Here is a 26,547-nt window from a genome sequence, read left to right as displayed (position 1 = left end):
TTATTTTTTTCCTGAAAGAAATAATTTCATAAACTCTGTTTGATCTGTAAAACCAAACGCTCCATCGTACACCGATTTCTCATCATATACCGCCACTGAATCAGCTTCTACGCCTGGACGACAAATCATGTATGGCACATACTCTCTGGTATGTGTACGAATCTCGCATGGTGTTGGATGATCCGGTAAAAAAGCGATACTTAGTTCATCTTTATTTTTTTCCAAAAACTCCAAACAAGGCTTCACCACTTTTTCATCGATATCCTCTAAGGTTCGAATCTTTAATTCAACATCACCTTCGTGCCCTGCTTCATCAGGCGCTTCGATATGCAGAAAGACATAATCGTTATCAGAAAGTGCTTCAATGGCTGCATCAGCCTTACCCTTGTAATTGGTAGTATACAAACCTGTTGCTCCCTCAACAAAAACCGATTGTAACCCACCAAAATTACCCAGCCCGTGAATTAAGTCAACCGCAGAAATAACTACTCCATTGTTAATTCCATACATCTCCTTTAAGGTTGGCATTTGTGGTTTATATCCTGGCGACCATGGCCAAATCATATTCGCAACTGGTAAACCTTGCTGTTTGCGTTTTACATTAACTGAATGATCGTTTAACAAATCGTTTGATCGGTGCATTAATTGACGTAACAATGCCGCCGTTGGATGATCGACACCTGGCTTAGGTAATATCGTATCAATACGTTCGCCTGGCACATCGTGAGGAGGCGTGCAACTTAAGCCATTCTGTCCACCTTTAATCACCATCACATGACGGTAACTTACGCCTGTATAAAACTTAACAACATCATCACCAAGTTGCTCATTCAAACTTACAATTAATTCATCAGCTTCTTCTGTTGAAATATGGCCGGCAGAATGATTCAATAACACGCCATCTTCTTCAGAAACCAAATTACAGCGAAAAGCTAAATCTCCTTCCTCTAAGTCAACACCCAAAGCTGATGCTTCGAGCACTCCTCTCCCTTGGTAATATTTGGCCGCATCATATCCCATAATGGTCATATTGGCCACTTCACTACCCGGGTGTAAACTGTCAGGTACCGTTTTTAGGTAACCACACTTCGACATTTGACAAAGTTTATCAATGTGAGGCGTATTGGCAGCCATTATTGGCGTTTTACCCCCTAATCGTTCGATTGGTTCATCAGCAAAACCATCTGCTAAAATTACCAGATACTTCATGATCTATTGTGGTTTATAGGTTAACTACTTTTATAACATCGGCAAATACACCAGCAGCTGTAACATCAGCCCCAGCACCATAACCTTGAATTTCCATCGGATGCTCGTAATAATAATCGGTACGTAAAAGCACTTTATTATTGCTGTCTTCCAAACGATAAAAAGGATGCGACTCATCCACTTCGGCAAATCCAACCTGTGCTTTACCTTCTTTTAACGAAGCCACATAGCGTAACTTACAGCCCTTATCTTCAGCACTTTTTCTTACCCTTTCAAATTCAGCATCGTAACTTTTTAAATCTTCTAAAAATTCATCCACTGATGCTTCTGTAAAAAAATGTTGTGGTAAGAAAGGTGTTATTTCAATGTGCTGCTCCTCCAATGGATAATCGCTTTCGCGCGATAATATCAACAACTTACGTAACACATCAGTTCCCTTTAGATCAATGCGCGGATCCGGCTCGCTATAACCTAAGTTCTTTGCATCAATTACAACCTCTGACAATGGCTTATCGGCACTCACATTATTAACAATGTAATTCAAGGTGCCCGAGAGTACCCCTTCGAGTTGCAAAATACGATCGCCACTTTGTTGCATACTATTGATTGTGTTAATAATAGGCAAACCGGCTCCCACATTAGTTTCGAAAAGATATTTAACGCCTTTTGCACGCGCTGTTTTCTTTAATTTATCGTAGGTTTCGAAAGTAGATGAACTAGCGATTTTATTGGCCGTCACTACCGAAACATTATTCTCCAATAATTTTTGATATTGATTGGCCACCAAAGGACTTGCTGAACAATCAACAAATACACTATTGGATAAGTTATTGGCTATTATCTGATCCACAAACTGATCAATGTTACCCGGACTCGCCTCCTGAAGTACATCAATGGCGCTTTCAACTTCCAGACCACGGTTATTAAAAATCATTTGACGCGAATTAGCCAGCCCTGCCAAACGAATACTCAAGTTCTCCACTTTCATTAAACGTTCGGATTGTCGATTGATTTTTTTCAATAAACTCTTTCCTACAGTACCTACTCCTGCCATGTACATATGAATGGCCTGATATTGACTTAGGAAAAACGATTCATGAACAACATTAAGTGTTTTTCGAAGGTCATGCTCGTGAATAACAAATGAAATATTCAACTCAGATGCACCCTGAGCAATGGCAAAAATATTAATACCATTTCTTCCCACATCATTGAACAGCTTACCTGATACGCCTGATGTGTGTTTCATTCCTTCACCTACAACGGCAACAACAGCCATCTCCGGATCAACTTTAACTCCATTTATTTGCTTCCGACTTATTTCTTTTTCAAAGGCCTTCAATAAAGCCATTCGAGCCAAAGCAGCATCTTCTGAATTGATGACTACACTAATGCTATTCTCACTTGAAGCTTGCGAGATAAGAATCACATTAATATTATGCTCTGCTAAGGCAGCAAACAAGCGCATGGATGTACCTGAGATACCGATCATACCACTTCCTTGAACAGTTAGCAGCGAAACATCTTTTATGGATGATAAACCTTTAACCTTTTGCTCATCATTACCACTCTTATTAATTAAAGTTCCCTTTGCCTCAGGATTAAAGGTATTCTTAATTAAAATAGGAATTTCTTTTTGAAGAGCTGGAATAATGGTAGGTGGATATATAACCTTAGCGCCAAAATGAGATAACTCCATCGCCTCGGCATAACTCAACCGATCAATGCAGTGAGCACGTTTAATTACCCTTGGGTCGGCCGACATAAAACCATCAACATCCGTCCATATCTCTAATACATCGGCATCGATACCAGCCGCTATTAAGGCAGCTGTATAGTCCGATCCACCGCGCCCTAGGGTTGTATTTTCGTTATTGGCATTGGAGGCAATAAATCCAGGAAAAACAGACAATTTTGGCAAATTAAACTTAAGTTCGCCAATGGCTTGCATGGTTTCATTAAGTTTCACTATATGTCCACGACCATTCAATTCAGTCTGAATAAACTCTCTGGAATCAAACAGCTTAGCATCTTCAAATAATTGACTGATTATTTGAGATGATAAACGTTCGCCACAACCGGTTATTGTATCGTAACTTTTTGTACTAAGTTCTTTAGTTAGACTAACCCCCTTTAAAATTTGGCTTAATTCGTCCCAAATATTGATGGTTAATACTTCAATATCTTTAGCAATTACAGGCGTAAATAATTCCGTAATTATTTGCTTATGCTTTGCTTTTATTTCCTCAACATGGGACAAAAAGTCCAAACCTTTTAAGGCCATATCTGAAGCTTTAATTAAGCCATCGGTAACTCCGCCTACGGCAGAAACAACCACAACAAGCGGCTCATTTACCTTTTCAACAATGCGCTTAACATTTAGCATGGCTACTGAAGACCCCATAGAGGTACCTCCAAACTTTAGTACTTTCATCTGCTTATATTTTACTTTCCATTGACTTCTTTACCCCAATAGCAAAAGGGGAACAACTTACAATAACTAATTTCTCCATAAGAAAATTAAATTAAAGCTCGTTTAACGACAATAAATAAAAATGAATTAAATAGAATAAACGTCGACCTGATGATATAACAATACTAGACCCCCCAAGGGGTAGTAATAATAGAAGTTGTATTTGTTAAATTATAAATCATCAATTAAACGGTCTGCTGTTTTGAGAATGTGGAAGCAAATGTACAGATATAATTTACATTTCAAAACATCTCTACCAAAAAACACTAAAGAAATAACACTAATATCATAACAAAACTTACAAATTTGTTATTTTCATAACATTATACAGTGCAATTATCACAAAAAAACACATCTTACTCAAATTTGATAATTTGTGATGGCGCTAAAATTCCCTTATTTGTAATAAAACCTTTAATGTAATTATGAGGTGTAACATCAAAGGCAGGGTTTAAACCTAGCGACCCTGGTGAAGCCATACGAATGGTTCTTTTAACACCCTGCTCATCTAATCCATCATGATATAAAAGCTCTTCATCTGACCGTTCCTCAATATTAAAAGAAGCACCGCTCTTACTATCAAAATCAATGGTACTAAATGGCGCAGCTACATAAAATGGGATATTAAACTCCTTTGCAAGAATAGCTTTTTCAAGCGTACCTATTTTATTGGCTGTATCTCCATTAGATGCAATCCGATCTGCTCCTGTTATGACCATATCAATCATTCCCTTCGACATGTAATAGGCAGCAGCATTGTCGGCTATAATGCGATGCTCCACTCCATTCTCGTTCAACTCCCAAGCTGTTAATCTGGCTCCCTGCCCTCGCGGACGGGTCTCATCCACATAAACAAATGGTTTCTTGCCATCTCTATGCGCTGCATAAATAGGCGAAATTGCCGAACCATAATCAACAAAAGCCAACCAACCAGCATTGCAATGCGTAAGTATACGCTGTTGTGGTTTGATTAAAGTATTGCCATGCTCACCAAGTGCCTTGCAAAAATCCTCATCCTCATGAGCAATAGCAAAGGCCATCTCTACTCCTTCGTCAATGCTTTTAATTCCAGCATCAAATACTTTTTGAGTTGCATAAAACAAATTCACTGCTGTTGGTCGTGTTGCTTCAATAAATTTTCTTGCTTCCCAAACGAGATCACTGGCCGAACTTTTTTTTGACTGGATAAAAGCCTGAGCCATTGCAAAAGCAGCACTTGCACCAATGGCACCTGCTCCTCGCACGGTCATGTTTCTGATTGCTTCTGCAGTTTCTTCAAATGAATGCAATTCAACTATTTCAAACTTAAATGGCAGTTGAGTCTGATCAATCATGTATACAATATTAGATGCTGACTCAAACCAAACTGTTTTATAATGTTTTCCCTGAACGATCATAGAAATCTATCTTTATAATAATATCAAATACCCTCTAAGAATAATACAAATGTAACAACTAAGCGATTTAATCTAATATTATTCTATATTTGTTTCACACACTACAACAAAAGCTCAACAATAATATTTTTCAATTAATTGTTGCAAAACTTTACATTCCCCCCACAATTTTGTAATTTAAATACAAATTATAAACCTTAAAAAATTCGCCATGAAACAATTTCACAACATTCTAACATGGGTTCTGGTGTTATTTCTACTTGTTGGTTGTAACCAAAAACCTAAGATCGGTTTTTTAATGGATAGTTTAGCCATCGAAAGATGGAAAAAAGACAAAGAGCTTTTTGAACAAAAGGTTGAGGAATTAGGAGGCGTGGCTTATGTCGAAATTGCAGATTCAGATCCTGAAAAACAGATTTTACAAGCGCAAAAATTGATTGATGAAGGTGTTGAAGTTCTGGTAGTTGTACCTGTTGATTCAAAGGAGGCTGGGGATATTGTTCGCTTAGCGCATCGTAATTACGTACCAGTTATATCGTACGATCGCCTTATAAAAGATTGTAATTTGGATTACTACATTTCTACCGATAACATTAACATTGGTGAATTACAAGCCAACTACTTATCTAAAATTTCCCCTGAAGGTAAATATGCCCTTATTAGTGGACCTGAGAGCGATAATAACGCATACCTGCTTCATATTGGGTGGATGAATGTATTACAACCACTCATCGACAAAGGTGACATTGAAATTGTTCTCGATGAATTTTCTGAATATTGGCTACCTGATGAATCATATGCTATAATGAGTGAATACCTTGAAAACAATAGTGAAATCGATGCTATTATATGCGGTAACGATGCATTAGCTTTGGGCACCATTTCTGCATTAAAAGAACATGGAAAAGAAGGTAAAGTGCTACTTGCCGGACAAGATGCCGAAATACAAGCCGTTCGAAACATTGTAGCCGGTAATCAAACCATTACCATTTACAAACCAATTGAATCATTAGCCTACACAGCAGCTAATGCAGCCATAAAAATTGCAGATGGCGAAGCGCCTTCAAACATGAACATAACGGTTAATAATGGCAAACGACTCGTTCCAGCCATTTTACTGCAAGCCAGCGTTGTAAATCGTCAAAATATTAAAATGACTGTTATATCAGAAGGTTTTCTTGGAGAGCAAGATATTTTTAATTGATGAGTACTTTAACGTATAACTTAGCCACTTCATTTTCGAAGTGGCTTTTTTATGATTTGATTAGTGCTGCACTTTGGCTATTTTTGAGAAAAACAAGATTGAATGTCGCAACTTAAAATATACAGAGCATCCGCTGGTTCAGGAAAAACTTATACGCTTTCGTTTGAGTTTATCAAATTACTATTTGCTGATCCTCTCAATTATAAAAGCATATTGGCCGTAACCTTTACCAATAAAGCGACTTCTGAGATGAAAAATCGCATACTGGAAAATCTACATGCCATTGAAGTTGATGAAGAGCCAGACTATCTTAAAGAATTGATGGCTTTGTATAAAAAGGACGAATCATACATTCGTAAAGTTGCAAAAACCTTGCTTATTAATATTCTTAACGATTTCTCGAAGTTCTCGGTAAATACCATTGATAGCTTTTTTCAAAAGGTGATTCGCTCCTTTGCTTACGAAGCCAATTTGCCCGCAGCGTTTAAGGTTGAATTAGATTCAGATCGAGTACTAACACAAGCTGTTGATGAGTTATTACGTGAGTTGGAGCTTAAGGGTAATGAGGACATGCGAGAATGGCTTATTCGCCATACGCTTTCTAAAATTGAAGATGGACGAGATTGGAACATCAGCAATGAGTTAAAGTTATTGGGTAAGGAAGTTTTTAAGGAAGAGTTTCAAAGTTTAGAACCTGAAGTTTTGGAAAAGCTCAGAAATAAAAACCTTCTGAACACCTATCGACAAGAACTTAATACCATAAGTAAAAACTTTGAAAAAAATATTAAAGAGCTAGCTTCCAAAGGTATTGAACTAATTAAGCAACATGGAATTAGTCCCGAAATACTACATTTAAAATCACGATCGCCGCTTACTAATCTTCAAAAACTATTTCTTTTAAAGAAAGCTGATGATTTACTAAGCATATTAAAATTTGAGAACCTAATTAATGCACCCGAAAACTGTTTTAACAATAAAAACACAGAATCGGATAATAGTATCATCATTGATTGTTTCAACGCAGGATTAAACCAAATTTTAATAGATTTACATAGCTATTATCTTGAGCAAAAATCTAATTATTTCACGGCCAAATCAATCTTAGTAAATTTAAATGCACTTGGTATAGCAACTGACATAGCCCTTAAAGTACAAAGCATTGCACGTAACGAAAACTTATTTCTTTTAGCGGACTCTAACCGTCTATTGCATCAAATCATCGATCAAAATGATGCGCCCTTCATTTACGAAAAGATTGGTACTCGCTTTCAACATTATATGATTGATGAATTTCAGGACACATCGAACCTACAGTGGAATAACTTTAAACCATTATTAGAAAACAGTGTAAGCGAAGATAAAACGGCGATGATTGTAGGGGACGTTAAGCAATCGATATATCGCTGGCGAAATTCGGATTGGAAATTACTTAGCGAACAGGTTCAACACGATTTTAACACCTATGGTGTTGATGCGTGTGTATTAGAAACCAACTGGCGCAGTTTTGAGAATGTTATAACCTTCAACAATATTGTATTTGAAGGTGCTGCAAAAATGCTGCAAAACGAATTTATTGATTCGTCAGAAGCTGCCAATCCTCAACATATCATCCCTTCAGATTTAAGAACGAAAATTAGTAATGCCTATAGCGATACAGTTCAGAATATATCCGCTAAATCAATAGGAACCGGCGGTTATGTCCATATGTCTTTTTTAGAAGGAAAAAAGAAGGCTGATTTCATGGAAAATGCCACGGAGCAAGCCGTCATTCAAATTGAGGAATTATTAAATACAGGTTATTGCTATAAGGACATTTGCATATTGGTTCGACGCAAAAGTGAAGGGCAAGAAATTAGTGAAGCACTCTTATCCGGTAAGTTTTCGCCTACAAATAAAAAACACCCGGTTATCTCAAACGAAACTTTATTACTGGGTAGCTCTCCTGCTGTTAACCTGATTATCCAGCAAATGAAATTTATACAAGAGCCAAGCAATGAAGTTTATGCCGCTTTTGTAAATCTATACAGTCATTTTTATAATTCGGAAGAAGTAGATTCAAACACTACTTGTAAGGCAGATAGCCTACTTAGCACAGATGGTACCAAGTTTAAACAACTAAGAAGTGATTTACTTGAGCTTAAGGGGCAAGCTTTATTTGAGATGACAGAGTTTTTAATACGGCAATTGCCTGATGAACTTCATAAGAATCAGTTTATCTTTTTGCAAGGATTAATGGATTCGGTTCGCGATTATGTAAGCAATCAATCAGTAAACGCCCACGATTTTATTAATTGGTGGGACGAAAAAGGTCAAAACACTGCTATTTCGGTGCCTGAAGGGCAAAATGCCATTAATGTGATGACCATTCATAAATCAAAAGGTTTGGAGTTTAAAGCTGTTGTAATCCCCTATTGCAACTGGCCAATTGATGACAAAGGTAAAGGAAGCCTCATTTGGTGCTCGCCACAGCACGAACCTTTCAATAAACTTGACTTGGTTCCTGTTACTTATTCGGCACAATTATTACAATCACAATTTATCGATCAATATCTGGATGAACGCCTGCATCAGTTTGTGGATAATCTAAATCTAATGTATGTTGCCTTTACCCGTGCTGAAGAGAGTTTGGTAATAATTGGTGAACAACCTCCTAAATCAGGAGGATTAAAAAATGTATCACATGTACTAATTAGACTAGCTAATCAATTTAATCTGCTCTCCAATTATCCCGAAGCTACAAAAGAGGCATTAACAGAGGCCTGGAATCAGGATGACTTGGTATTTGAGTTTGGTGAACGGCCAAAGAAAGAAGTTATTGCCGACGAATTGGAAGATGCTGTTGTGTATAATTTTAGAACAAACGACATATCAGATCGGGTAAAGATCCATCCGGAAAGCACTGGTATGATTTCGTCTGATGCATTTACCAACCTGAAACATGGTAAATTAATGCACCGTTTGTTCGAACACATTGTAACATATCAGGATATTGAAAAGGCCGTTTTAAAACTAATTCTTAATGGTCAGATAAAAACGAAGGATAAAGATTCGATATTAACTTTTGTTAATGAGAAAATACAACAAGACACTGTAAAAGATTGGTTTAGAACTGATCTTACCATTATAAATGAAGGAAGCATATTAACCCCAAGTGGTAAATACCGACCAGATCGTGTAATTATTAATAAACAAAACGAAGCCACTGTAATAGACTATAAGTTTGGTGAAATACGCGATGATAAATACAAGGATCAGGTTCAACGCTACATGAACCTTTTGGAGAAAATGAAGTATAAGAAAGTCAGTGGTTATCTATGGTATATAGGTGAAGAAGATGAAATAATTGAGATTGATAATACAAGTATACAAGGCACATTATTTTAATGGCAATAAACAGTTTACGTTTCACATCTAAACATTACGAATATGGCTTATCTTCGTTTTAAACACATCCTATTTTTTAGTTGTGTTTTCATGATATTTTCGTGCTCAGAAAAGGAAACTACGCCTATAAAATGCCAGGATGCCAACACTTTAGCCATCGACCAACGCGATTTCCACATGGGTTTTACAACTTGGCCCTATGGTCCTGAATTAGCAGATGTAGTTGACACCTATAATTTTATTGAATCCAATGCTGATATTTATGCACATCATTTAGACAACAAAATTCCCTGGAAGGCCTGGATTAATGACACTGCTATCCCCGATGAATTTGTAAATGATATCAATTACAGAATAGCCAATAAAATAGAGTCTAACAAACTATTATTATCCATTAGTTTGCTAAACACAGATCGTGATGATTTACTTGAAGATTACGATGGAAGTAGACCTACCTACACAGCCCTAAACGATAAACAAATAGAAGATGCCTATTTTAAGCATGTAGATTTTCTAATATCAAGATTTCAGCCTGACTATGTAGTTCTGGCTATTGAGGTTAATGAATTAATGATTAAACCCGAGAACAAATGGGATGAATATGTTTTACTAATGAATAAGGTGCGAACCAGGATAAAAAACAAATATCCGAATATTCCTCAAAGTGAATCCATTACCCTACATAATTGGTTCAATCCTAATGTTAGTAATCCAGAAGAATTCATTGCTAAGATTACTCAGTTTGTTAACAATCTCGATTTTGTATGCATAAGTTATTATCCTTATTTCAAAGAACAACATACAAGAGCTGATTTTCAAGAGGCCTTTGATTTTTTACATGAACAGACACAGAAACCAATTGCATTTGTTGAAACAGCAAACTTGGCTGAGGATTTATATATTGATGCTTTAAATGTGGATATAAAAAGTAATACCTGTGAGCAGAGTGCCTATTTAAATACCTTATTACAAAATGCCCAGAATCACAATTATGAATTTATTATCTGGTGGGCACATCGCGATTATGATGCATTATGGGAGACTTTTCCTGATGAAGTAAAAGATATTGGTAAAATATGGAAGGATACCGGCCTTCTTGATGAGAACGGCAATGAGCGTCCGGCTTATCACCTATGGAAAAAGGCATTGGAATTAGAATCGTCGAATTAGCTATAACTTATATTCCTCTATTTGAACTGATAATATATTAATTTGCTCAGTGAGTTGATTGTACGAATCCTTAACTATAGTGTACAACTTATTAAGCGATTCTGTGGATGCATTTAACTCATAGCTTTGCGAATGCGTAAATTCAACACCGTCTCTTATTCCCTCAAGATAGCTTCCAATTTGTTTAACATCCGAATTATTTACCTTAACATTATCTGTGATGTCAAGTATCATTTCTCTCATTTTGGCCAAATTAGCAGTAATACCTTCCGATTTCTGAGCCACCAAGGCGGATGAACTGACTGTTTGCTCAGCCAACTTACGAATTTCACCAGCAACAACAGCAAATCCTTTACCCACATCTCCAGCTCTACTAGCCTCTATCGAAGCATTTAATGAAATAATATTGGTCTGAGCCGCAATGTCATCAATGGCTTCTATGGCCTCGTTAATCGCCGAAGCATGATTTAGCATCAGTTCAACGGTTTCTCTATAGGCTTCTACCTTATCACTGGTTGTTTTAAAGTGGCGCTGCGTTTTCCCCATTGATCCCAGAGCCGTTTTAACAAACTGAATCGATTTAGATGAACCATCACCTAATTGACTACCAATTTCCTTAACATGATTGATCCCTTCCTTTAAGTCGTGTAGCGTACTGGCTTCATTTGCTTCGTCGTCTTCATCAACTTCACTTAGTATTTCTTTAGAGTAACTGGTAATTTTTAAAACTTCCTCCAAAAGAATCTTTATACTTGATATACTTGTATTTAAACCCTTAATAATAACACCCACTTCATCATTACTCACAATATCAATGGCTTCTGGCATTTTTTTATGGCTCAAATCTTCAGCAACATGAGCAATCTCCTTTAACTTTTTAATGAGAATCACTTTTACAAAGGCATAACTCACAACACCCACAGTCGTTCCTGCGGCCAAACAGCCAATTAAAAACCAATAAAACATGCCATCTTTCCACTCAACAAAAAAATTGGCGTAAACGGGAAAAACAAACCCCATCAATACGCCAAACGACATCATGTATACCCGTAATTTTCTTAAGATACTGTTGTTAATCATCGCCACTTAGGTTTGGGTTTATCATAACAACATATAAATGAGCACTATGTTCTCGGTTTACGCTTTTTCTTCTTCTCAACAGCAAAACCAAACTTACCAATCTTCTTACCTACCTCGAAATAATGTCCGTGGGAATAACAGATTGGTTTTGACTTTTGTAGACTGAATGCTCCTGTTTTTTCATCAATGTATTTTTCATCGGCTTTTACATTGACCACCTCGGCAATAAACATATCATGCGTACCAAGTTCCTTAACTTCGGTAACTTTACATTCGATATTTACCGGCGATTCCTCAATGATTGGGGCATTCACTTTTAAAGCCTTACCTGGTGTTAGATGCATTTCCTTAAACTTGTCGTATTGTCTACCGGATCGAACACCACACCAATCAGTAGCGTAAGCAGTATCCTTTGTTGTTAGGTTGATTACAAATTCGCCAGTCTCTTTTAGTGTTTTGTACGAATGTCTTCCCTTTCTGACAGAGATGTAACACATAGGTGGGTCGGAACAAATAGTGCCCGTCCAGGCAATTGTAATAATATTGAAATTTTCTGGCTTATCTCCTACCGATACCATTACCGCTGGTAGAGGGTAAATCATATTTCCGGGCTTCCAGTCTTGTTTTGCCATAATTCAAAAGATTGAATTACAAATGTAGCGATTTCGATTCTTATATTGATACTTCTTTTGTTTAAGAGAAAGGCATAAAAAAATCAGAGAAACTGATACTTCTCTGATTTTTTAATTTGCAATAAACACTATCTATAGTACTTCTAGATGCTCTTCATTTGTAATTTTCTCACAATACTGACACTTTAAAGCAATAGGCTCTTTTTCTACCAAGGCAAACTTAGTTACCATGTTCTCATTGTTGGTAATGCATTTTGGATTAAAACACTTAGCTATACCAATAATGTTTTCAGGGATTTCTACAGTCTTCTTCTCAACTACATTGTAATCCTTGATGATATTCAGTTTAGCGTGAGGCGCAACAAGCGATATCTTGTTAATGTCCTCATCGGCAAAATACTTTTTAGCTACTTTAATAATGGCCTTGCGACCTTGCAACTTACTTTTTAGGTTGGTACCAAAGGTTATTTGGTTTTCACTTTTATCTAAACCCAAAATGGAAATCACTTTAAATAAATGTGTTGCCGGAATATGATCTATTACAGTTCCGTTTTTTATAGCGCTTACACTTAACTCTTTTTTAGGCATAATCTTAATTTTTTCTTGTCCTTTTCCTTAGTTCTTATTACTTCAATCCTAATATTGATGACATAATGGCCATACGCGCGTATACACCATTTTCGGCTTGTTCAAAGTAGTATGCTTTTGGGTTTTCATCCACATCGGTGTGAATTTCGTTTACCCTTGGCAGTGGATGAAGGATGCGAAGATTATCTTTCGTATTATCTAACATGGCATTACGTAGTACGTATACATTCTTCACCTTCTCATATTCGATAGGATCTGAAAAGCGTTCACGTTGAACACGTGTCATGTAAAGAATGTCAGCTGCCTCAATAATATCAGTAAACTCTAAATGCTCGTAGTATTTAATTCCCTTTTTATCAAGGAATAACTTGTACTCATCTGGCATCTTTAACGAATCAGGTGAGATAAAGTTAAAAGTTGGATTAAACATCGACATAGCCATCAACAATGAGTGAACTGTACGTCCATATTTTAAGTCTCCTACCAAGAAAATATTCAGATTCTCTAAAGTACCTTGAGTTTTATAAATTGAATAAAGATCAAGTAAAGTTTGTGTTGGATGTTGATTAGCACCATCTCCAGCATTGATAACAGGCACAGATGACTGTTCAGAAGCATGACGTGCAGATCCTTCCAATGGATGGCGCATTACAACTAAATCGCTATAACTACTTACCATTTTAATGGTATCCTTTAGCGATTCTCCCTTTGTGGTAGATGAAGAAGACGAATCGGTAAAACCGATAATGCCACCACCTAAGCGGTTTATGGCTGTTTCAAAGCTCAAGCGAGTACGCGTTGATGGTTCAAAGAAAAGACTCGATACCACTTTCCCATCCAATAACTTTTGGTTAGGATTGGCTTCAAACTCTGCTGCTAACTCCACAATGCGAAGGATTTCCTCTTTCGAGAAATCTGTAATGGAAACTAAACTTTTGTTCTTCATTGTATAAAATTTACCTGTTAATTACACCTGATAGCATAACTCTATATGGTTTGTTCTACTTTGGTTTTGAATCTTAGACGATTTTATTGCTACAAATTGAGGCACAAAAAAAAGACCTGATGGAAAAATCAGGTCTTTTATATTTTTAAAAAAAATAAATTGCTCAATTGTTAATCGTGAAATGAATGAAAAGAAAAAAGCAATTTTACCATTATTATCCGGATGATAACTTTGGTTTCTAAGTCGAAAATATTTGTTTTCTTCTTGTCTCATTCCGGGGTTCAAAGATAGGTAAATTTAGTTTTAAATTAAAATTAAAAAACTAAAAAACTTAACACACCCTCACCCAACAAACTCTAATTCAACATTTTTAATCCTTCAAAATATCACTAAATGCTTTTTTAAACTTTTCCACCTTAGGTCCTACTACTGCTCTACAATACGGCTGATTCTTATTATTGCTATAATAATCCTGATGGTAGCCTTCAGCTGGGTAAAAAACATCAAAAGCACTTACCTCTGTTACTATTGGATCATCAAAAGCAGATTGTCTGTTTAGTTCTTGAATAATAAATTCTGATTTTGATTTTTGCTGCTCGTTGTGATAAAACACCACCGATCGATATTGTGTTCCTACATCAGCCCCTTGACGATTCAACGTAGTTGGATCATGAGTGGCAAAGAAAACTTCTAACAAATCTTCAAATTCAATTAGTGCTGGTTGGTAAGTAATGTGTATCACCTCGGCATGACCAGTTAACCCAGTGCAAATTTCTTTATAAGTCGGATTTTTTGATTCGCCACCACTGTAACCTGATTCAACCTTATCCACACCCTTTAGCTTTAAAAAAATTGCCTCGGTGCACCAAAAGCATCCACCTCCAAATGTGGCCACTGCTGTATCTTGTGCTTGCATATTAATCGAATTAATTCCCCATATTATTGTTAGTAGTATTATATATCGCATAAACGTCTTTTTGAAAAAAACAGCGCTAAGCAAGTTTTGTTTACATATAAACGGATGACATCGCTTCTAGCGATGTCATCCATATTGCTTTCTTAGTTATACTTTCATAATTTTATAAACAAAATGCCCTCACTTAAAACAAAAACTCCCTTACTGCCAGGAAAATATTATCATCTATTCAATAGAGGCATTAATAGCACGAAGATTTTCTTTCGAGAAGAGAACTATAACTATTTCCTTAGGCAACTTGACAAATACTTAAATGAGTGTGATGTATTGGCTTATTGTCTGTTGTTAAACCACTTTCATTTTTTAATACAAATACCTGAAAAAATCTCACAGGTAGATAATAATAAATATAAAACTCTAAGCGGAGAATCTGAAATAAACAAGTACTTCTCCAATCAATTCAGACGTTTTTTTGTTTCATACTCTCAGGCAATTAACAAACAAGAAAACAGAACAGGGTCACTTTTTGAGAGACCTTTTAAACGCATTATGATCGAAGATGATGAATATATCAAATATCTCATTTTTTACATTCATCACAACCCCACAAAACACATTGAATTAGATTATAAAACCTACACCCATAGTTCTTACAAACACTATACTAGCCATCATGAAGGAATAATAAATAAGGCACATGGGCTCTCTTTTTTTGAAGATCTTGGCACTTTTAACAATTACCACAACTGTATTCATAAAGAAAGGCAAAGCCTTCTTCTAGAATATTAAACGGATGACATCGCTTAAAGCGATGTCAACCGTTTAATATTTTTTGTAATTTTGATCAATCAAATAAATAAACATGAGCGGATATCCTCCTTTGGCCGAACGTATGCGGCCGCGCAATCTTGACGATTATATTGGACAAAAACACCTTGTTGGTAAAGGTGCGGTATTGCGCAACATGCTCGAACGTAAGGTAATATCATCCATCATTCTTTGGGGACCTCCTGGGGTAGGTAAAACTACTTTGGCTAAAATTATATCCAAGCAACTCGAACGACCTTTTTATGTGCTATCAGCCATCAATTCAGGTGTGAAAGATGTACGTGAAGCCATTGAAAAAGCAAAGAAGGCGCGTTTTTTTAGCTCACCCTCTCCTATTTTATTTATTGATGAGATACATCGTTTCAGTAAATCACAACAAGATAGTTTGCTTGGAGCTGTTGAAGAAGGAGCTGTCACGCTTATTGGAGCAACTACCGAAAATCCATCTTTTGAGGTAATATCACCATTACTTTCAAGATGTCAGGTATATGTACTTCAAGCACTCGAAAAAGAGGACTTACTTGAATTAGTTGACAATGTTCTTAAGAAGGACATTCTTCTTAAAGAAAAAGAAATTACAATAAAAGAAGATTCTGCCTTGCTTCGTTATTCCGGTGGCGATGCTAGAAAACTACTGAATATTTTAGAGTTAGTCTCTAATGCGGAAATCAGCAAAGATAAAATTGTTATCGACGATGAATTAGTCACCAATAATCTTCAGCAGAACCCTGCACAATATGATAAAAATGGGGAATTGCACTACGACATCATCTCTGCTTTTATTAAATCGATACGTGGTAGCGATCCTGATGCCGCAGTTTATTGGTTAGCACGTATGGTTGAAGGTGGCGAAGACCCTAAGTTTATAGCGCGCAGACTCATCATCTCAGCATCGGAAGACATAGGTTTGGCCAACCCAAATGCCTTATTATTAGCCACCAATTGCTTTGAGGCCATAAAAATGGTTGGCTGGCCCGAATCACGAATCATTCTCTCGCAATGTACCATCTATTTGGCGACAAGTCCTAAGAGTAATTCGGCTTACATGGCCATTAAAGATGCCCAATCCATCGTTAAACAAACAGGTAATCTACCCGTGCCTTTACATTTGCGAAATGCGCCAACCAAACTGATGAAAGAGTTGAATTACGGCAAAGAATACATGTATTCGCATAGTTATCCTAATAATTTTGTGATACAGGATTACATGCCAGATGAAATAAAAGATAAGGAATTGTATACGCCGCAAGTCAATCCTCAGGAATCAAAGATTGATGAGCGCATGAAGTTTCTATGGAAAAAGAAATAAGCTAAGGTTTTGTATTAATATAGATCGATGTATTGTACTTTTGCATTATAAATAATTAACCCCGAACAAAGAAATTCGGACTACGGATTTCTTCCGAATGCTATCGGAACTTCGGACTATTTAAAAATTATGGATTTAAATAAGATACCCAGAATTAAACATACCAACAGTAATAATTTCTTCCTATTGGCAGGCCCTTGTGCCATTGAAGGCGAAGATATGGCGCTTAGAATTGCCGAACGTGCTGTTGAAATTACTAACAAACTTGAGATACCTTATATTTTTAAAGGCTCGTATCGTAAGGCTAACCGCTCACGAATTGATTCATTCAGTGGTATTGGCGATGAAAAGGCATTAAAGATTCTACGTAAGGTTAGCGAAACATTTGATGTACCAACTGTAACAGATATTCATGCTGCTGATGAAGCTGCCATGGCTGCCGAATATGTTGATGTATTGCAGATTCCAGCCTTTCTGTGTCGACAAACTGATTTATTGGTAGCTGCCGCTAAAACAGGTAAAGTGGTTAACATCAAGAAAGGTCAATTCTTGAGTCCAGAATCAATGACATTTGCAGTTAACAAAGTACGCGACATGGGTAACGATCAAGTGGTATTAACCGACCGTGGTACAATGTTTGGCTACCAGGATATGATTGTTGATTACCGAGGCATCCCTGCCATGCAGAAATTTGATGTGCCGGTTGTATTAGATATAACCCACTCGTTACAGCAGCCAAATCAAACCAGTGGTGTTACAGGAGGCAAGCCCGAATTAATCGAAACGGTGGCCAGAGCCGGTATTGCTGTTGGAGCCGATGGATTATTTATCGAAACCCATTTTGATCCCGCCAATGCCAAGTCAGATGGTGCTAACATGTTACACCTTGATTTACTGGAAGGTTTAATGACTCGTTTGGTTGAAATTAGAAAAACAATTGTACAGTTTTAAAAATAGATTATTAGATAATAGATAAATAGACTTTAGATCAACTTTAGACAATATAGAAACGGCGCTAAACCACAGTGGATTTAGCGCCATTTTTATATTTTTCAAATGGACTGAAAAATTCTAATAGCTAGTGGCATGTTCTATTTGCCTTCAATATGTTTCAATAATTTACAAGGGTCTTGCCTATTATCCCAGAAACCTGAAATAATAATCTTCGAACCTTGTTTTAGATATAAAATACTATAATGCCCTAAAGAAACAGCCTTTATTTGTTCATAATTGGTTGCCTTCCCTAAATCTGGGTGTTTTTTGAGAAGATTTGTTCGTTCTTTTATTGCAATATTTAATTTTCTTGAAAAAGATTTACTTCTATTTCTCTTATTCCAATAGTCAAATGCATGATTTCTTTGTTTTATGGCCGTCTGAGTCCAGTAAACTTTTAGCTTAACCATTCTTCATCCAATTTTTCAATTTCGGATTCAGAAACAATATCTCCGTTCTTTATATCATTCTCACTCATTTGCAACATTTCAATTTGCTCAGATGATAATAAGACCTTTTCTTCCTCACTTGTTGACTCAAATATACTATCGATAGCTTTTAACAGACTCTCATTATTGGTTGCCAAAACCCTATCAATCAACCTATTTTTTATAACCTCAATCTTAGTCATAACACAAAAAACTTTGTTCTAAGTTACAATATTTTCGCTTAGCTGTGCAAATAGTATAATTACAAAACACAAACGGCGCTAAACCACAATGGTTTTAGCGCCGTTATATTTTCATTCGTATAATTATCTAAGGAAACTTAACTCCGGCATAATCATTTATATTAGCCAACGGTACCATAGCGCCATATTGTTTATTAATTGCTTCAATAAAAGCATTTGCTATTATCGCAGAACCTCTACCTGTTGCATGAATGCCATCCAATGAAAACACTCCACCAGTTACAAAAGTATCTGTGTACTTATTTCCGTCTATTATTAAACCTGTAGTGCTTAATTCATCCATAATGGCACTTAGATCAACTAAGGCTATATCTTCATTATCACAAATAGTTGCAATAGCACTATTATACTCCATAGTCTCATCACGAATATCTTCTAACTCAAATTCATCAAGCACATGAGTAGCAGGAATTGGTTGCATGTAACCCCACCCAATTTCTTTATCAGATATTTTACCAGAAGCACTTAATAAAACTTTTTCACCCTTTTTGATTTGTCGAATTTTTCCAGGGTGAGCATAATCCTCATCCGCAATAACTAAAGCATTTGAACCTGCTTGAAAAATAATTTTATCTAAACCCAACGCTTCGGATCCTTGATTATAAGCAATATAATTAGGATGAGCATTTAACATATCTGCTGTAGCTTGATCTAGTACTAAAGCATCATAAGTAACAGTATTAAAAAATGGAATAGCATCAATAGCTGGAATATTCCCAATTACACCATTCGCTTCAGCAAAGATCTTATCAACTACTTCCTCCATTTCTGATTGAAACAAAGTATGCGGGGTTATAGCATCACTTTCACCACCCGCTAAAGCATATCCAAGTACATCATTATTTCCAATCCATAAACAAGCAAAAGTAGGTTTCGCTAACATTGCATCATCAATAACAGTTGTTGATACCGGATTACTTGCAAATCTTGTGAAAAATGGATTTGCCATACCGTAACCTGGATATCTCATATGAATAACCTTTGCTCCTGGAATACCAACATTATGAAATGGATTACTGGCATCATACACACGTTCTGCTAGAATGGCCATATCGCCCATTGTTGGCACAGGCGCTAAGGAACCAGATGCAGTACTTAATTCATAGTATCCATTTAAGCTTCCTGATTCATCAATTACAGTGCTACCAACACTACCTCTTGATTTTACCATTGGTTGATTAAAACCTTTGCTTCCTACTGATTCTAATTGCTTCGCCAAAATGTAAGCAAAACTTTCCATTTGACCTCTTTGCCCTAAAGCTCCATCGGTATATCCAGCCGTATACGAATCACCAATAGCCACAAAACTTGAGAAATCTGCCGAGCCACTGGAAGGGGTAAACGAGTCAACCTTAGGCTCACATTGCCACATTACAAGTGCAATAAGCACAATGGCAACTTTTGAAATATATTTATTAATCATTGTATTCTAATTTAAAATGAATAAGTAAGACCTATACCAGGAATAACCGCATTGGTATAATAAGTTCCATAAAAGTTAGATGGAGCATAGCCATCCTCACGCTTTTGCCCATGAATGTATAAGAAAGAACCATCAAGATCTAACTTATCATTTATCGACCATGTAATACCAGCCGAGAAACCTGTTTTATTAGTTCCTGGTGTTTCAGGTGTTAGGTGATCTTCCGGAATAGGAGTTGTATCGTAATATACCCCTGCACGTAAATCAATTGTTTCTTTCAAAGCATACTCAGCTCCTAAACGATAGATCATGGTATTTTCGAAATTTCTTATATTCTTAGAGTCTGGTACTGTAGGAGCCTCAAAATCAAAATCTAAGCTCTCATAAGCTGACCATCCTACATGCTGCAAATCAACAGCTAAAAGAAGTTTATCCGTTACCTGGTATCCAACACCGAAAGTAATATTACTTGGCATAGGTAGTTCAGATTTAAACTTAGTATCCGGATAAAGACCGGCTAAAGAACCTGGTACTGAAAAATCAGCGTCACCTTCCTCTAGCTTAACCATTACCTCTGAACGATAACTCAATCCAAGTGTTAAAGCTTCGGATGCCTTATAAGTAACACCAGCATTAAAACCAAAAGCCCAGGTATTACCTTTTATATTTACACTCGCATCTCCAGCAGCAGATTGCACTGGTAAAGCTTTATTTAGATTAACATTTCCGTTAACGGCCATTAGCCCGACACCAAAACCTAACTTATCATTAACCTTATAAGCAAATGTAGGTTGAATAAATATGGCACGTAATGAAATATCTTGAATTAATAACCGTCCATCCCAATCATCGCCCCACACCAATGAGTTACCAAAGGGCGTAGTTACAGATAATCCAACAGTCATTTTATCATTTAATTGCATGGCGCCATAAAAGTAAAATGGCGTTCCCAATGGGTTATTCGAACTAGCTTCGTAGGTGGAGGGTGATTGTTTCTGAAAAGTATTTTTACCAAAAATAGCGCTTCCTCCTAGCGAAAACTCATACTTTTTTTCTAAAAAACTTAAACCTCCAGGATTAAAATGCATGCTGGAAGCTCCCATCAAAAGGCCGGCACCTGTATGCCCCATTCCTGTTTGACGATTTCCTTGTAGATTCACCTGGTAGCCTTCGGCACTCAGGCTAAGTCCGCATACTATAAATGCGGCCATTGCGAAGATTTTCTTCATATAGAATTTATAATTAATGATTATTCTATTTAAACGCTGGCAATATATTAATTTTTCTTAACACTTCGAATTCTAAAACGCCTGACTATTAATCGATTAGACTTTTTTGTTTAAATAGTCGAACACAGAAGACAGCTACCTTGAAACAAAAATTAGTTAGGTAAAGGCTTTGCATATTTTAAATGAATGCAGTAATATTACTTTTAATAATACAAGAACAGCTATGATTTCAGACAAGGATAAACAACTATTAAGCAAGAAAGATATTAGTATTGATAAGGTTAGTTCACAACTAGAACAATTTAAGTCTGGTTTTCCCTTTTCAAAATTGATAAAAGCAGCAACGATTAGTGACGGTATAATCGCTGTACATGATGATAAAAAAGCAGACTTTGTTAATATCTATAACGACGCAATAAAAAATGATTTAGCGCCATGTAAATTTGTTCCAGCCTCAGGTGCGGCCACACGCATGTTTAAATCTTTATTTGAATATATTCAAAATGTGGATTTGCAGGCAAGTAAATTCGATGAGGAACCATACAAAACATTTAATGATCGTTTATCTGATTTTGCATTTTATAATGATTTAAAAACATTGCTTGATTCTAATATAAACCTGGATAATATTGATGCCACAGCTCTTCACTCTATTATAAGCCAGTTATTGCAAGCTGATGGCTTAGATTATGGTAAATTACCTAAAGGTTTATTAAAATTCCATGCGAATGGAGAAAAGGCAGTGACGCCTTTTGAAGAACATTTGAGAGAAACGGCAGGTTATAGTCTCAACAATAAAAGGAATGGCAAAGTACATTATACGGTTAGTCCAGAGCATCACGAAAAGTTTGAAGCACTACTGAGTGATGTGAAACAAAAATACGAATCCAAATACAATACAAAATTTGATGTCAGTTTCTCGTATCAGAAACCATCCACCGATACCATAGCAGCCAATCCAGATAACACCCCTTTTAGAACAGAGAATGACGAACTACTATTTCGCCCAGGTGGACATGGTGCCTTGATCGAAAACTTAAATGATCTTAAGGATGATATCATTTTTATTAAGAACATCGACAATGTAGTTCCCGAACATTTGCAGGCTGACACCATCGAATACAAAAAAATATTAGCTGGATTACTCCTATCGAAAAGGGAAACCATACATGGAATTCTCAACAACTTGGAAGACAAGAGAACCATAAAGGAAGGTATTCAGGCAGGTATCCAATTCTTAAAAGACGAATTACAAATTGATACATCTCAATTAAGTGTTGATGATCTTGCAAAAACGAAGCAATTCATACACGAACGTTTAAATAGACCAATACGCGTTTGTGGTATGGTGAAGAATGAAGGCGAACCGGGAGGTGGCCCATTCTGGGTTGAGCAAAGCGATGGCAGTGTTACGCTACAAGTAGTTGAAGGCGCACAGATAGATCCAAGCGATAGTGCTCAGCAGGATATTTTAAATAATAGTACTCATTTTAACCCGGTTGACTTGGTCTGTTTTGTTAAGGATTACAAAGGTCAGAAGTTTAATTTATTGGATTACATCGACCATAACACAGGTTTTATCTCGGAGAAAACACAAAATGGAAAGGAACTTAAAGCACTAGAATTACCAGGACTTTGGAATGGTGCCATGGCCAACTGGCTAACCTTCTTTGTGGAAGTGCCTATTACCACCTTCAACCCTGTGAAAACAGTGATGGATTTACTAAGACCGCAGCATCAACCACAATAAAGCTGATAGCTGCTGGCTTCTAGCCGATAGCATTAAAAGAAAAGGAGCGGTTCTTTAATTACAAAATGTAAATAAAGAGCCGCTCCTTTTTGTGTTTTCGGAAAGCTAGTAGCTATAAGCCGATAGCCATCAGCTTATTTTTTATTTATATATCTCTTTCTTTGCCGACTTAAGCGTATTGATGATCAATGAAGTAATGGTCATTGGCCCTACTCCTCCAGGAACTGGTGTAATGAACGAACACTTAGGAGCTACTTCATCAAATAAAACATCACCCTTCAAGCGCCATCCTGATTTGGTATCATCAGCTTTTACACGTGTAGTACCAACATCAATTACAACCGCGCCTTCTTTAACCATATCGCCCTTAACAAAACCAGGAGCACCAATGGCTGCAATAATAATATCTGCATCTAAACAAATCTCTTTAAGCTTAGCTGTACGACTGTGACAAACCGTTACAGTTGAATCACCAGGATTTCCTTTTTGAGACAACAGAATACTCATTGGACGGCCAACAATATTACTACGACCAATAACTACCACATGCTTACCCGATGTATTAATTTCGTAGCGTTTCAGTAACTCCATAATACCCTGTGGTGTTGCCGAAATATATGCTGGCATACCAATGGTCATGCGACCAACATTGATTGGGTGGAAACCATCCACATCTTTACGAGGGTCAATGGTGTCAGTCACCTTATCTTCCGAAATGTGTTTTGGTAATGGTAACTGCACAATAAAACCATCAATATCGGCATCATTGTTTAATTCGTCTACTTTAGCAAGTAGTTCAGCTTCTGTTACATCGTCTTCGAAACGTATCAGACTCGATTTAAATCCAACTTCTTCGCATGCTTTCATCTTACCCGAAACATACGATTCACTCCCACCATCGTGTCCAACTAATATGGCGGCCAAATGAGGCTGTTTAGCGCCAGTTGCAACAAGCTGTTTAACCTCTTCAGCTATTTCTTTGCGAATTTCCTTTGAAGTTACTTTTCCATCAATTAACTGCATGGTGTTGATTTTTATCTGGGTTAAATAAAAAAAGAAGCACAAACGCGCTTCTTTTAAAATTATATTATTTATCGGCGTTTTCCCATGGGCATCTTACCCATCATCTTGCCCATTTTGTTTCCTGAAGTCATCATCTTCATGACTTTGCGCGTATCGTCGAATTGTTTTATCAAGCGATTAACTTCTTGAATGGATGTTCCACTACCTGCTGCAATACGTTTTTTTCTGCTACCGTTAATCACACTAGGCTGATCACGCTCAACAGGTGTCATCGAACGAATAATAGCTTCGATACCTTTAAAAGCATCGTCGTCAAAATCCATGTTCTTAAGCATTTTACCCATACCTGGTATCATGCCTGCCAAATCCTTAAGGTTACCCATCTTCTTGATTTGCTGAATCTGCTTCAAGAAATCATCGAAGTTAAACTGGTTTTTGGCTATCTTCTTCTGAAGCTTACGAGCCTCTTCTTCGTCAAATTGCTCTTGAGCACGTTCTACAAGTGATACGATATCACCCATACCCAAGATACGGTCGGCCATACGATTCGGGTGGAAAACATCAAGCGCTTCCATCTTCTCGCCCGTACCTACATATTTAATTGGTTTATTAACAACGCTACGGATGGATAAAGCTGCTCCACCACGTGTATCACCATCAAGCTTGGTTAGTACAACACCATTAAAATCAAGACGGTCGTTAAATTCCTTGGCAGTATTTACAGCATCCTGACCTGTCATAGAATCCACTACGAAAAGAATCTCATCGGGACTGGTTGCCTTTTTAACAGCCGAAATCTCATCCATCATCTGCTCATCAATGGCTAAACGACCAGCGGTATCGATGATAACAACATCATGCGCACCTTTTTTGGCCATTTTAATACCATCCTTGGCAATCTTAACAGGATCTTTACTTCCTTCTTCGGTATAAACCTGAACACCAATCTGTTCACCCAATACCTGCAGCTGATTGATCGCCGCCGGACGGTAAACATCACCCGCAATAAGCAAAGGATTCTTAGAACGTTTGGTTTTAAGTAAATTGGCTAGTTTTCCAGTGAAAGTGGTTTTACCCGAACCTTGTAAACCTGCAATTAATATGATGGTTGGATTGTTCTTTAAATCGATATCAACCGACTCACCTCCCATTAACAAAGCTAATTCATCATGAACTAGCTTTGTCATCATTTCGCCAGGCTTAACAGCAGTAAGGACATTTTGTCCCATTGCCTTTTCCTTAACGGTTTCCGTAAAATCTTTTGCAGTTTTATAGTTAACATCGGCATCTAACAATGCACGACGAATATCCTTTAAAGTTTCTGCAATATTTAGTTCGGAGATTTTACTCTCTCCTTTTAGTAGTTTAAACGACCGCTCGAGCCTTTCACTCAGATTCTCAAACATTCTTGTTACTTTTTAATTTTGTGCAAAATTAAAAATATTTACTTGCCTTTAAAACTTTATATTGAAGTGTTAGAGGCATTTTTTAGGTAAAGCCAATGCACCACTCACTAACTAATAGATTAGCAGAGAAGTAAGCGATAAAATTATATTGCAATCAACTTAAAATAAATATTAATGAATGATTACTGCTCACTAATAATACCGTTTACAAACCAAAACGATTGATAAAAAAATCAATCTGTGCTTTTGTATCGGCATTAACCATTGTAATTAGCAAAATGATTTATAAATCATTTTGGAATACAATTGGTATAACCTCATTTGGTTCAAATAATGACAAGGCTTTATCAATATGATGGTTTATTTCCTCATCTGATGCGGATGGAATTTCCGGGAAAAATTGGTGCGCTTGCACATCCATTCCACAAAACTCGAAAATTTCGCCACCTTGTATCTTCTTAAAAGCATCGATTAGTCCCTTACTTTCATATTGCTCAATGGTATTTCCCATTGATGTAAAAAGGTAAACTTTCTTGTTCTTCAACAATCCTTCTATCCCATTACTACCAGCTTTATAGGCAAAACCATATGCCAATACTTTATCGATGTACCCCTTTAAGATTGCAGGAAACCCAGCCCACCATAAAGGATATATCACTGAAATAATATCTGCATCTAAAACTAATTCTTGTTCCTTTCTAATCTCATCACTCACCTCTCCTTTCGATAATTGGGCCAATTCAACAGGCCATAAAACCGGATCAAATTTCATTTCATACAAATCACGAATCGTTGTTTCCCAATTACGTTCATCGCTCGTTAGTTTAAGCGCATTTTTCAACTTTGAGCTAAAGCTCTTAGGTGAAGGGTGAGCATATATAATGACATGTTTCATT

21 protein-coding genes are annotated in these 26,547 nt (G+C 36.7%); 6 read left to right on the top strand and 15 right to left on the bottom strand.

The genetic code is table 11. The features are described from left to right. The 3 genes from ACRD7B_RS09885 to mtnA all read right to left on the bottom strand — a co-directional run bounded on the left by ACRD7B_RS09885 (window position 1) and on the right by mtnA (window position 5,079). Window positions 1–1,209, bottom strand: a complete 1,209-nt coding sequence (locus ACRD7B_RS09885) for a cofactor-independent phosphoglycerate mutase (RefSeq protein ID WP_430824378.1) — start codon at window positions 1,207–1,209, stop codon at window positions 1–3. Between the two features lie 13 nt (window positions 1,210–1,222). Further along, the gene (thrA, locus tag ACRD7B_RS09880; RefSeq protein ID WP_430824377.1) at window positions 1,223–3,643 is read right to left on the bottom strand and encodes a bifunctional aspartate kinase/homoserine dehydrogenase I; all 2,421 of its coding nucleotides are present in this window, start codon (window positions 3,641–3,643) and stop codon (window positions 1,223–1,225) included. 395 nt (window positions 3,644–4,038) lie between these two features. Beyond that, entirely contained in the window at window positions 4,039–5,079 is a 1,041-nt protein-coding gene (gene mtnA / locus ACRD7B_RS09875) for an S-methyl-5-thioribose-1-phosphate isomerase (RefSeq protein ID WP_430824375.1), read from the bottom strand. Between the two features lie 211 nt (window positions 5,080–5,290). Between mtnA and ACRD7B_RS09870 the strand changes: the two genes are divergently transcribed. The 3 genes from ACRD7B_RS09870 (at window position 5,291) to ACRD7B_RS09860 (ending at window position 10,837) form a co-directional block, all read left to right on the top strand. Beyond that, window positions 5,291–6,283 carry a substrate-binding domain-containing protein gene (locus ACRD7B_RS09870; protein ID WP_430824374.1) on the top strand — a complete coding sequence of 331 codons (993 nt, stop codon included), beginning with the start codon at window positions 5,291–5,293 and terminating at the stop codon, window positions 6,281–6,283. Between the two features lie 102 nt (window positions 6,284–6,385). Next, on the top strand, window positions 6,386–9,667 hold the full coding sequence (locus ACRD7B_RS09865; RefSeq protein WP_430824373.1) for a UvrD-helicase domain-containing protein: 3,282 nt from the start codon (window positions 6,386–6,388) through the stop codon (window positions 9,665–9,667). Window positions 9,668–9,757: 90 nt separating this feature from the next. After that, a complete protein-coding gene (locus ACRD7B_RS09860; RefSeq protein WP_430824371.1) occupies window positions 9,758–10,837 on the top strand; it encodes a glycosyl hydrolase 53 family protein in 1,080 nt (359 codons plus the stop codon). Here ACRD7B_RS09860 and ACRD7B_RS09855 read toward each other — a convergent pair whose 3' ends face one another. The 5 genes from ACRD7B_RS09855 to msrA all read right to left on the bottom strand — a co-directional run bounded on the left by ACRD7B_RS09855 (window position 10,838) and on the right by msrA (window position 15,050). Beyond that, a complete protein-coding gene (locus tag ACRD7B_RS09855) occupies window positions 10,838–11,917 on the bottom strand; it encodes a methyl-accepting chemotaxis protein (protein WP_430824370.1) in 1,080 nt (359 codons plus the stop codon). It abuts the gene before it with no gap. 44 nt (window positions 11,918–11,961) lie between these two features. Then, window positions 11,962–12,549 (bottom strand): flavin reductase family protein, encoded by a 588-nt coding sequence (locus ACRD7B_RS09850; protein WP_430824369.1) that lies wholly within the window; start codon window positions 12,547–12,549, stop codon window positions 11,962–11,964. A gap of 132 nt (window positions 12,550–12,681) precedes the next feature. Then, window positions 12,682–13,137: an aspartate carbamoyltransferase regulatory subunit gene (gene pyrI, locus ACRD7B_RS09845; RefSeq protein WP_430824368.1), complete on the bottom strand. Its 456-nt coding sequence runs from the start codon at window positions 13,135–13,137 to the stop codon at window positions 12,682–12,684. A 37-nt stretch (window positions 13,138–13,174) separates the two neighbouring features. Beyond that, window positions 13,175–14,083, bottom strand: a complete 909-nt coding sequence (gene pyrB / locus ACRD7B_RS09840; RefSeq protein ID WP_430824367.1) for an aspartate carbamoyltransferase — start codon at window positions 14,081–14,083, stop codon at window positions 13,175–13,177. 370 nt (window positions 14,084–14,453) lie between these two features. Then, window positions 14,454–15,050, bottom strand: a complete 597-nt coding sequence (gene msrA / locus ACRD7B_RS09835; protein WP_430824366.1) for a peptide-methionine (S)-S-oxide reductase MsrA — start codon at window positions 15,048–15,050, stop codon at window positions 14,454–14,456. Between the two features lie 811 nt (window positions 15,051–15,861). Here msrA and ACRD7B_RS09830 point away from each other — a divergent pair. Together ACRD7B_RS09830 and kdsA are read left to right on the top strand one after the other, a co-directional pair. After that, complete coding sequence (locus tag ACRD7B_RS09830) at window positions 15,862–17,136, top strand: replication-associated recombination protein A (RefSeq protein ID WP_430824365.1); 1,275 nt, start codon at window positions 15,862–15,864, stop codon at window positions 17,134–17,136. Between the two features lie 129 nt (window positions 17,137–17,265). Next, entirely contained in the window at window positions 17,266–18,087 is an 822-nt protein-coding gene (gene kdsA, locus ACRD7B_RS09825; RefSeq protein WP_430824364.1) for a 3-deoxy-8-phosphooctulonate synthase, read from the top strand. Between the two features lie 140 nt (window positions 18,088–18,227). On the opposite strand, the gene ACRD7B_RS09820 is transcribed toward kdsA, so the two are convergent. The 4 genes from ACRD7B_RS09820 to ACRD7B_RS09805 form a co-directional block, all read right to left on the bottom strand. Continuing rightward, window positions 18,228–18,539, bottom strand: a complete 312-nt coding sequence (locus tag ACRD7B_RS09820) for a type II toxin-antitoxin system RelE/ParE family toxin (protein WP_430824363.1) — start codon at window positions 18,537–18,539, stop codon at window positions 18,228–18,230. Then, window positions 18,527–18,760, bottom strand: coding sequence for a hypothetical protein (locus ACRD7B_RS09815; RefSeq protein ID WP_430824362.1), 234 nt, complete (start codon window positions 18,758–18,760; stop codon window positions 18,527–18,529). Before ACRD7B_RS09815 ends, ACRD7B_RS09820 begins: the two co-directional genes overlap by 13 nt. A gap of 127 nt (window positions 18,761–18,887) precedes the next feature. Beyond that, window positions 18,888–20,243: an SGNH/GDSL hydrolase family protein gene (locus ACRD7B_RS09810; RefSeq protein WP_430824361.1), complete on the bottom strand. Its 1,356-nt coding sequence runs from the start codon at window positions 20,241–20,243 to the stop codon at window positions 18,888–18,890. Between the two features lie 11 nt (window positions 20,244–20,254). Continuing rightward, on the bottom strand, window positions 20,255–21,472 hold the full coding sequence (locus tag ACRD7B_RS09805; RefSeq protein ID WP_430824360.1) for an OmpP1/FadL family transporter: 1,218 nt from the start codon (window positions 21,470–21,472) through the stop codon (window positions 20,255–20,257). Window positions 21,473–21,695: 223 nt separating this feature from the next. On the opposite strand from ACRD7B_RS09805, the gene ACRD7B_RS09800 reads away from it, so the two are divergent. Next, the gene (locus tag ACRD7B_RS09800; protein WP_430824359.1) at window positions 21,696–23,222 is read left to right on the top strand and encodes a DUF4301 family protein; all 1,527 of its coding nucleotides are present in this window, start codon (window positions 21,696–21,698) and stop codon (window positions 23,220–23,222) included. Between the two features lie 141 nt (window positions 23,223–23,363). Here the strand turns inward: ACRD7B_RS09800 and folD are convergent, their stop codons facing one another. The 3 genes from folD to ACRD7B_RS09785 form a co-directional block, all read right to left on the bottom strand. Continuing rightward, complete coding sequence (folD, locus tag ACRD7B_RS09795; protein ID WP_430824358.1) at window positions 23,364–24,245, bottom strand: bifunctional methylenetetrahydrofolate dehydrogenase/methenyltetrahydrofolate cyclohydrolase FolD; 882 nt, start codon at window positions 24,243–24,245, stop codon at window positions 23,364–23,366. Between the two features lie 68 nt (window positions 24,246–24,313). Beyond that, window positions 24,314–25,651, bottom strand: a complete 1,338-nt coding sequence (gene ffh, locus ACRD7B_RS09790; protein WP_430824357.1) for a signal recognition particle protein — start codon at window positions 25,649–25,651, stop codon at window positions 24,314–24,316. A 283-nt stretch (window positions 25,652–25,934) separates the two neighbouring features. After that, entirely contained in the window at window positions 25,935–26,546 is a 612-nt protein-coding gene (locus ACRD7B_RS09785; protein WP_430824356.1) for an NAD(P)H-dependent oxidoreductase, read from the bottom strand. Between the last annotated feature and the right edge of the window lies 1 nt (window position 26,547).

This window comes from Carboxylicivirga fragile (assembly GCF_050589805.1).
GTDB classification, from domain to species: Bacteria; Bacteroidota; Bacteroidia; order Bacteroidales; family Marinilabiliaceae; genus Carboxylicivirga; species Carboxylicivirga fragile.
Note: the sequence above shows the minus strand (reverse complement) of the source record. Positions and strands in the feature narration are given on the sequence as shown.

Bases quoted from the DNA above. Each gene is read 5' to 3' on its own strand.
- pyrB (WP_430824367.1), bottom strand. From the start codon at position 14,083: ATGAAGAACAAAAGTTTAGTTTCCATTACAGATTTCTCGAAAGAGGAA.
- ACRD7B_RS09810 (WP_430824361.1), bottom strand. From the start codon at position 20,243: ATGATTAATAAATATATTTCAAAAGTTGCCATTGTGCTTATTGCACTT.
- ACRD7B_RS09885 (WP_430824378.1), bottom strand. From the start codon at position 1,209: ATGAAGTATCTGGTAATTTTAGCAGATGGTTTTGCTGATGAACCAATC.
- ACRD7B_RS09805 (WP_430824360.1), bottom strand. From the start codon at position 21,472: ATGAAGAAAATCTTCGCAATGGCCGCATTTATAGTATGCGGACTTAGC.
- ACRD7B_RS09820 (WP_430824363.1), bottom strand. From the start codon at position 18,539: ATGGTTAAGCTAAAAGTTTACTGGACTCAGACGGCCATAAAACAAAGA.
- msrA (WP_430824366.1), bottom strand. From the start codon at position 15,050: ATGCGATATATAATACTACTAACAATAATATGGGGAATTAATTCGATT.
- ffh (WP_430824357.1), bottom strand. From the start codon at position 25,651: ATGTTTGAGAATCTGAGTGAAAGGCTCGAGCGGTCGTTTAAACTACTA.
- pyrI (WP_430824368.1), bottom strand. From the start codon at position 13,137: ATGCCTAAAAAAGAGTTAAGTGTAAGCGCTATAAAAAACGGAACTGTA.
- ACRD7B_RS09860 (WP_430824371.1), top strand. From the start codon at position 9,758: ATGATATTTTCGTGCTCAGAAAAGGAAACTACGCCTATAAAATGCCAG.
- ACRD7B_RS09815 (WP_430824362.1), bottom strand. From the start codon at position 18,760: ATGACTAAGATTGAGGTTATAAAAAATAGGTTGATTGATAGGGTTTTG.
- mtnA (WP_430824375.1), bottom strand. From the start codon at position 5,079: ATGATCGTTCAGGGAAAACATTATAAAACAGTTTGGTTTGAGTCAGCA.
- ACRD7B_RS09855 (WP_430824370.1), bottom strand. From the start codon at position 11,917: ATGATTAACAACAGTATCTTAAGAAAATTACGGGTATACATGATGTCG.
- ACRD7B_RS09785 (WP_430824356.1), bottom strand. From the start codon at position 26,546: ATGAAACATGTCATTATATATGCTCACCCTTCACCTAAGAGCTTTAGC.
- thrA (WP_430824377.1), bottom strand. From the start codon at position 3,643: ATGAAAGTACTAAAGTTTGGAGGTACCTCTATGGGGTCTTCAGTAGCC.
- kdsA (WP_430824364.1), top strand. From the start codon at position 17,266: ATGGATTTAAATAAGATACCCAGAATTAAACATACCAACAGTAATAAT.
- folD (WP_430824358.1), bottom strand. From the start codon at position 24,245: ATGCAGTTAATTGATGGAAAAGTAACTTCAAAGGAAATTCGCAAAGAA.
- ACRD7B_RS09800 (WP_430824359.1), top strand. From the start codon at position 21,696: ATGATTTCAGACAAGGATAAACAACTATTAAGCAAGAAAGATATTAGT.
- ACRD7B_RS09865 (WP_430824373.1), top strand. From the start codon at position 6,386: ATGTCGCAACTTAAAATATACAGAGCATCCGCTGGTTCAGGAAAAACT.
- ACRD7B_RS09870 (WP_430824374.1), top strand. From the start codon at position 5,291: ATGAAACAATTTCACAACATTCTAACATGGGTTCTGGTGTTATTTCTA.
- ACRD7B_RS09830 (WP_430824365.1), top strand. From the start codon at position 15,862: ATGAGCGGATATCCTCCTTTGGCCGAACGTATGCGGCCGCGCAATCTT.
- ACRD7B_RS09850 (WP_430824369.1), bottom strand. From the start codon at position 12,549: ATGGCAAAACAAGACTGGAAGCCCGGAAATATGATTTACCCTCTACCA.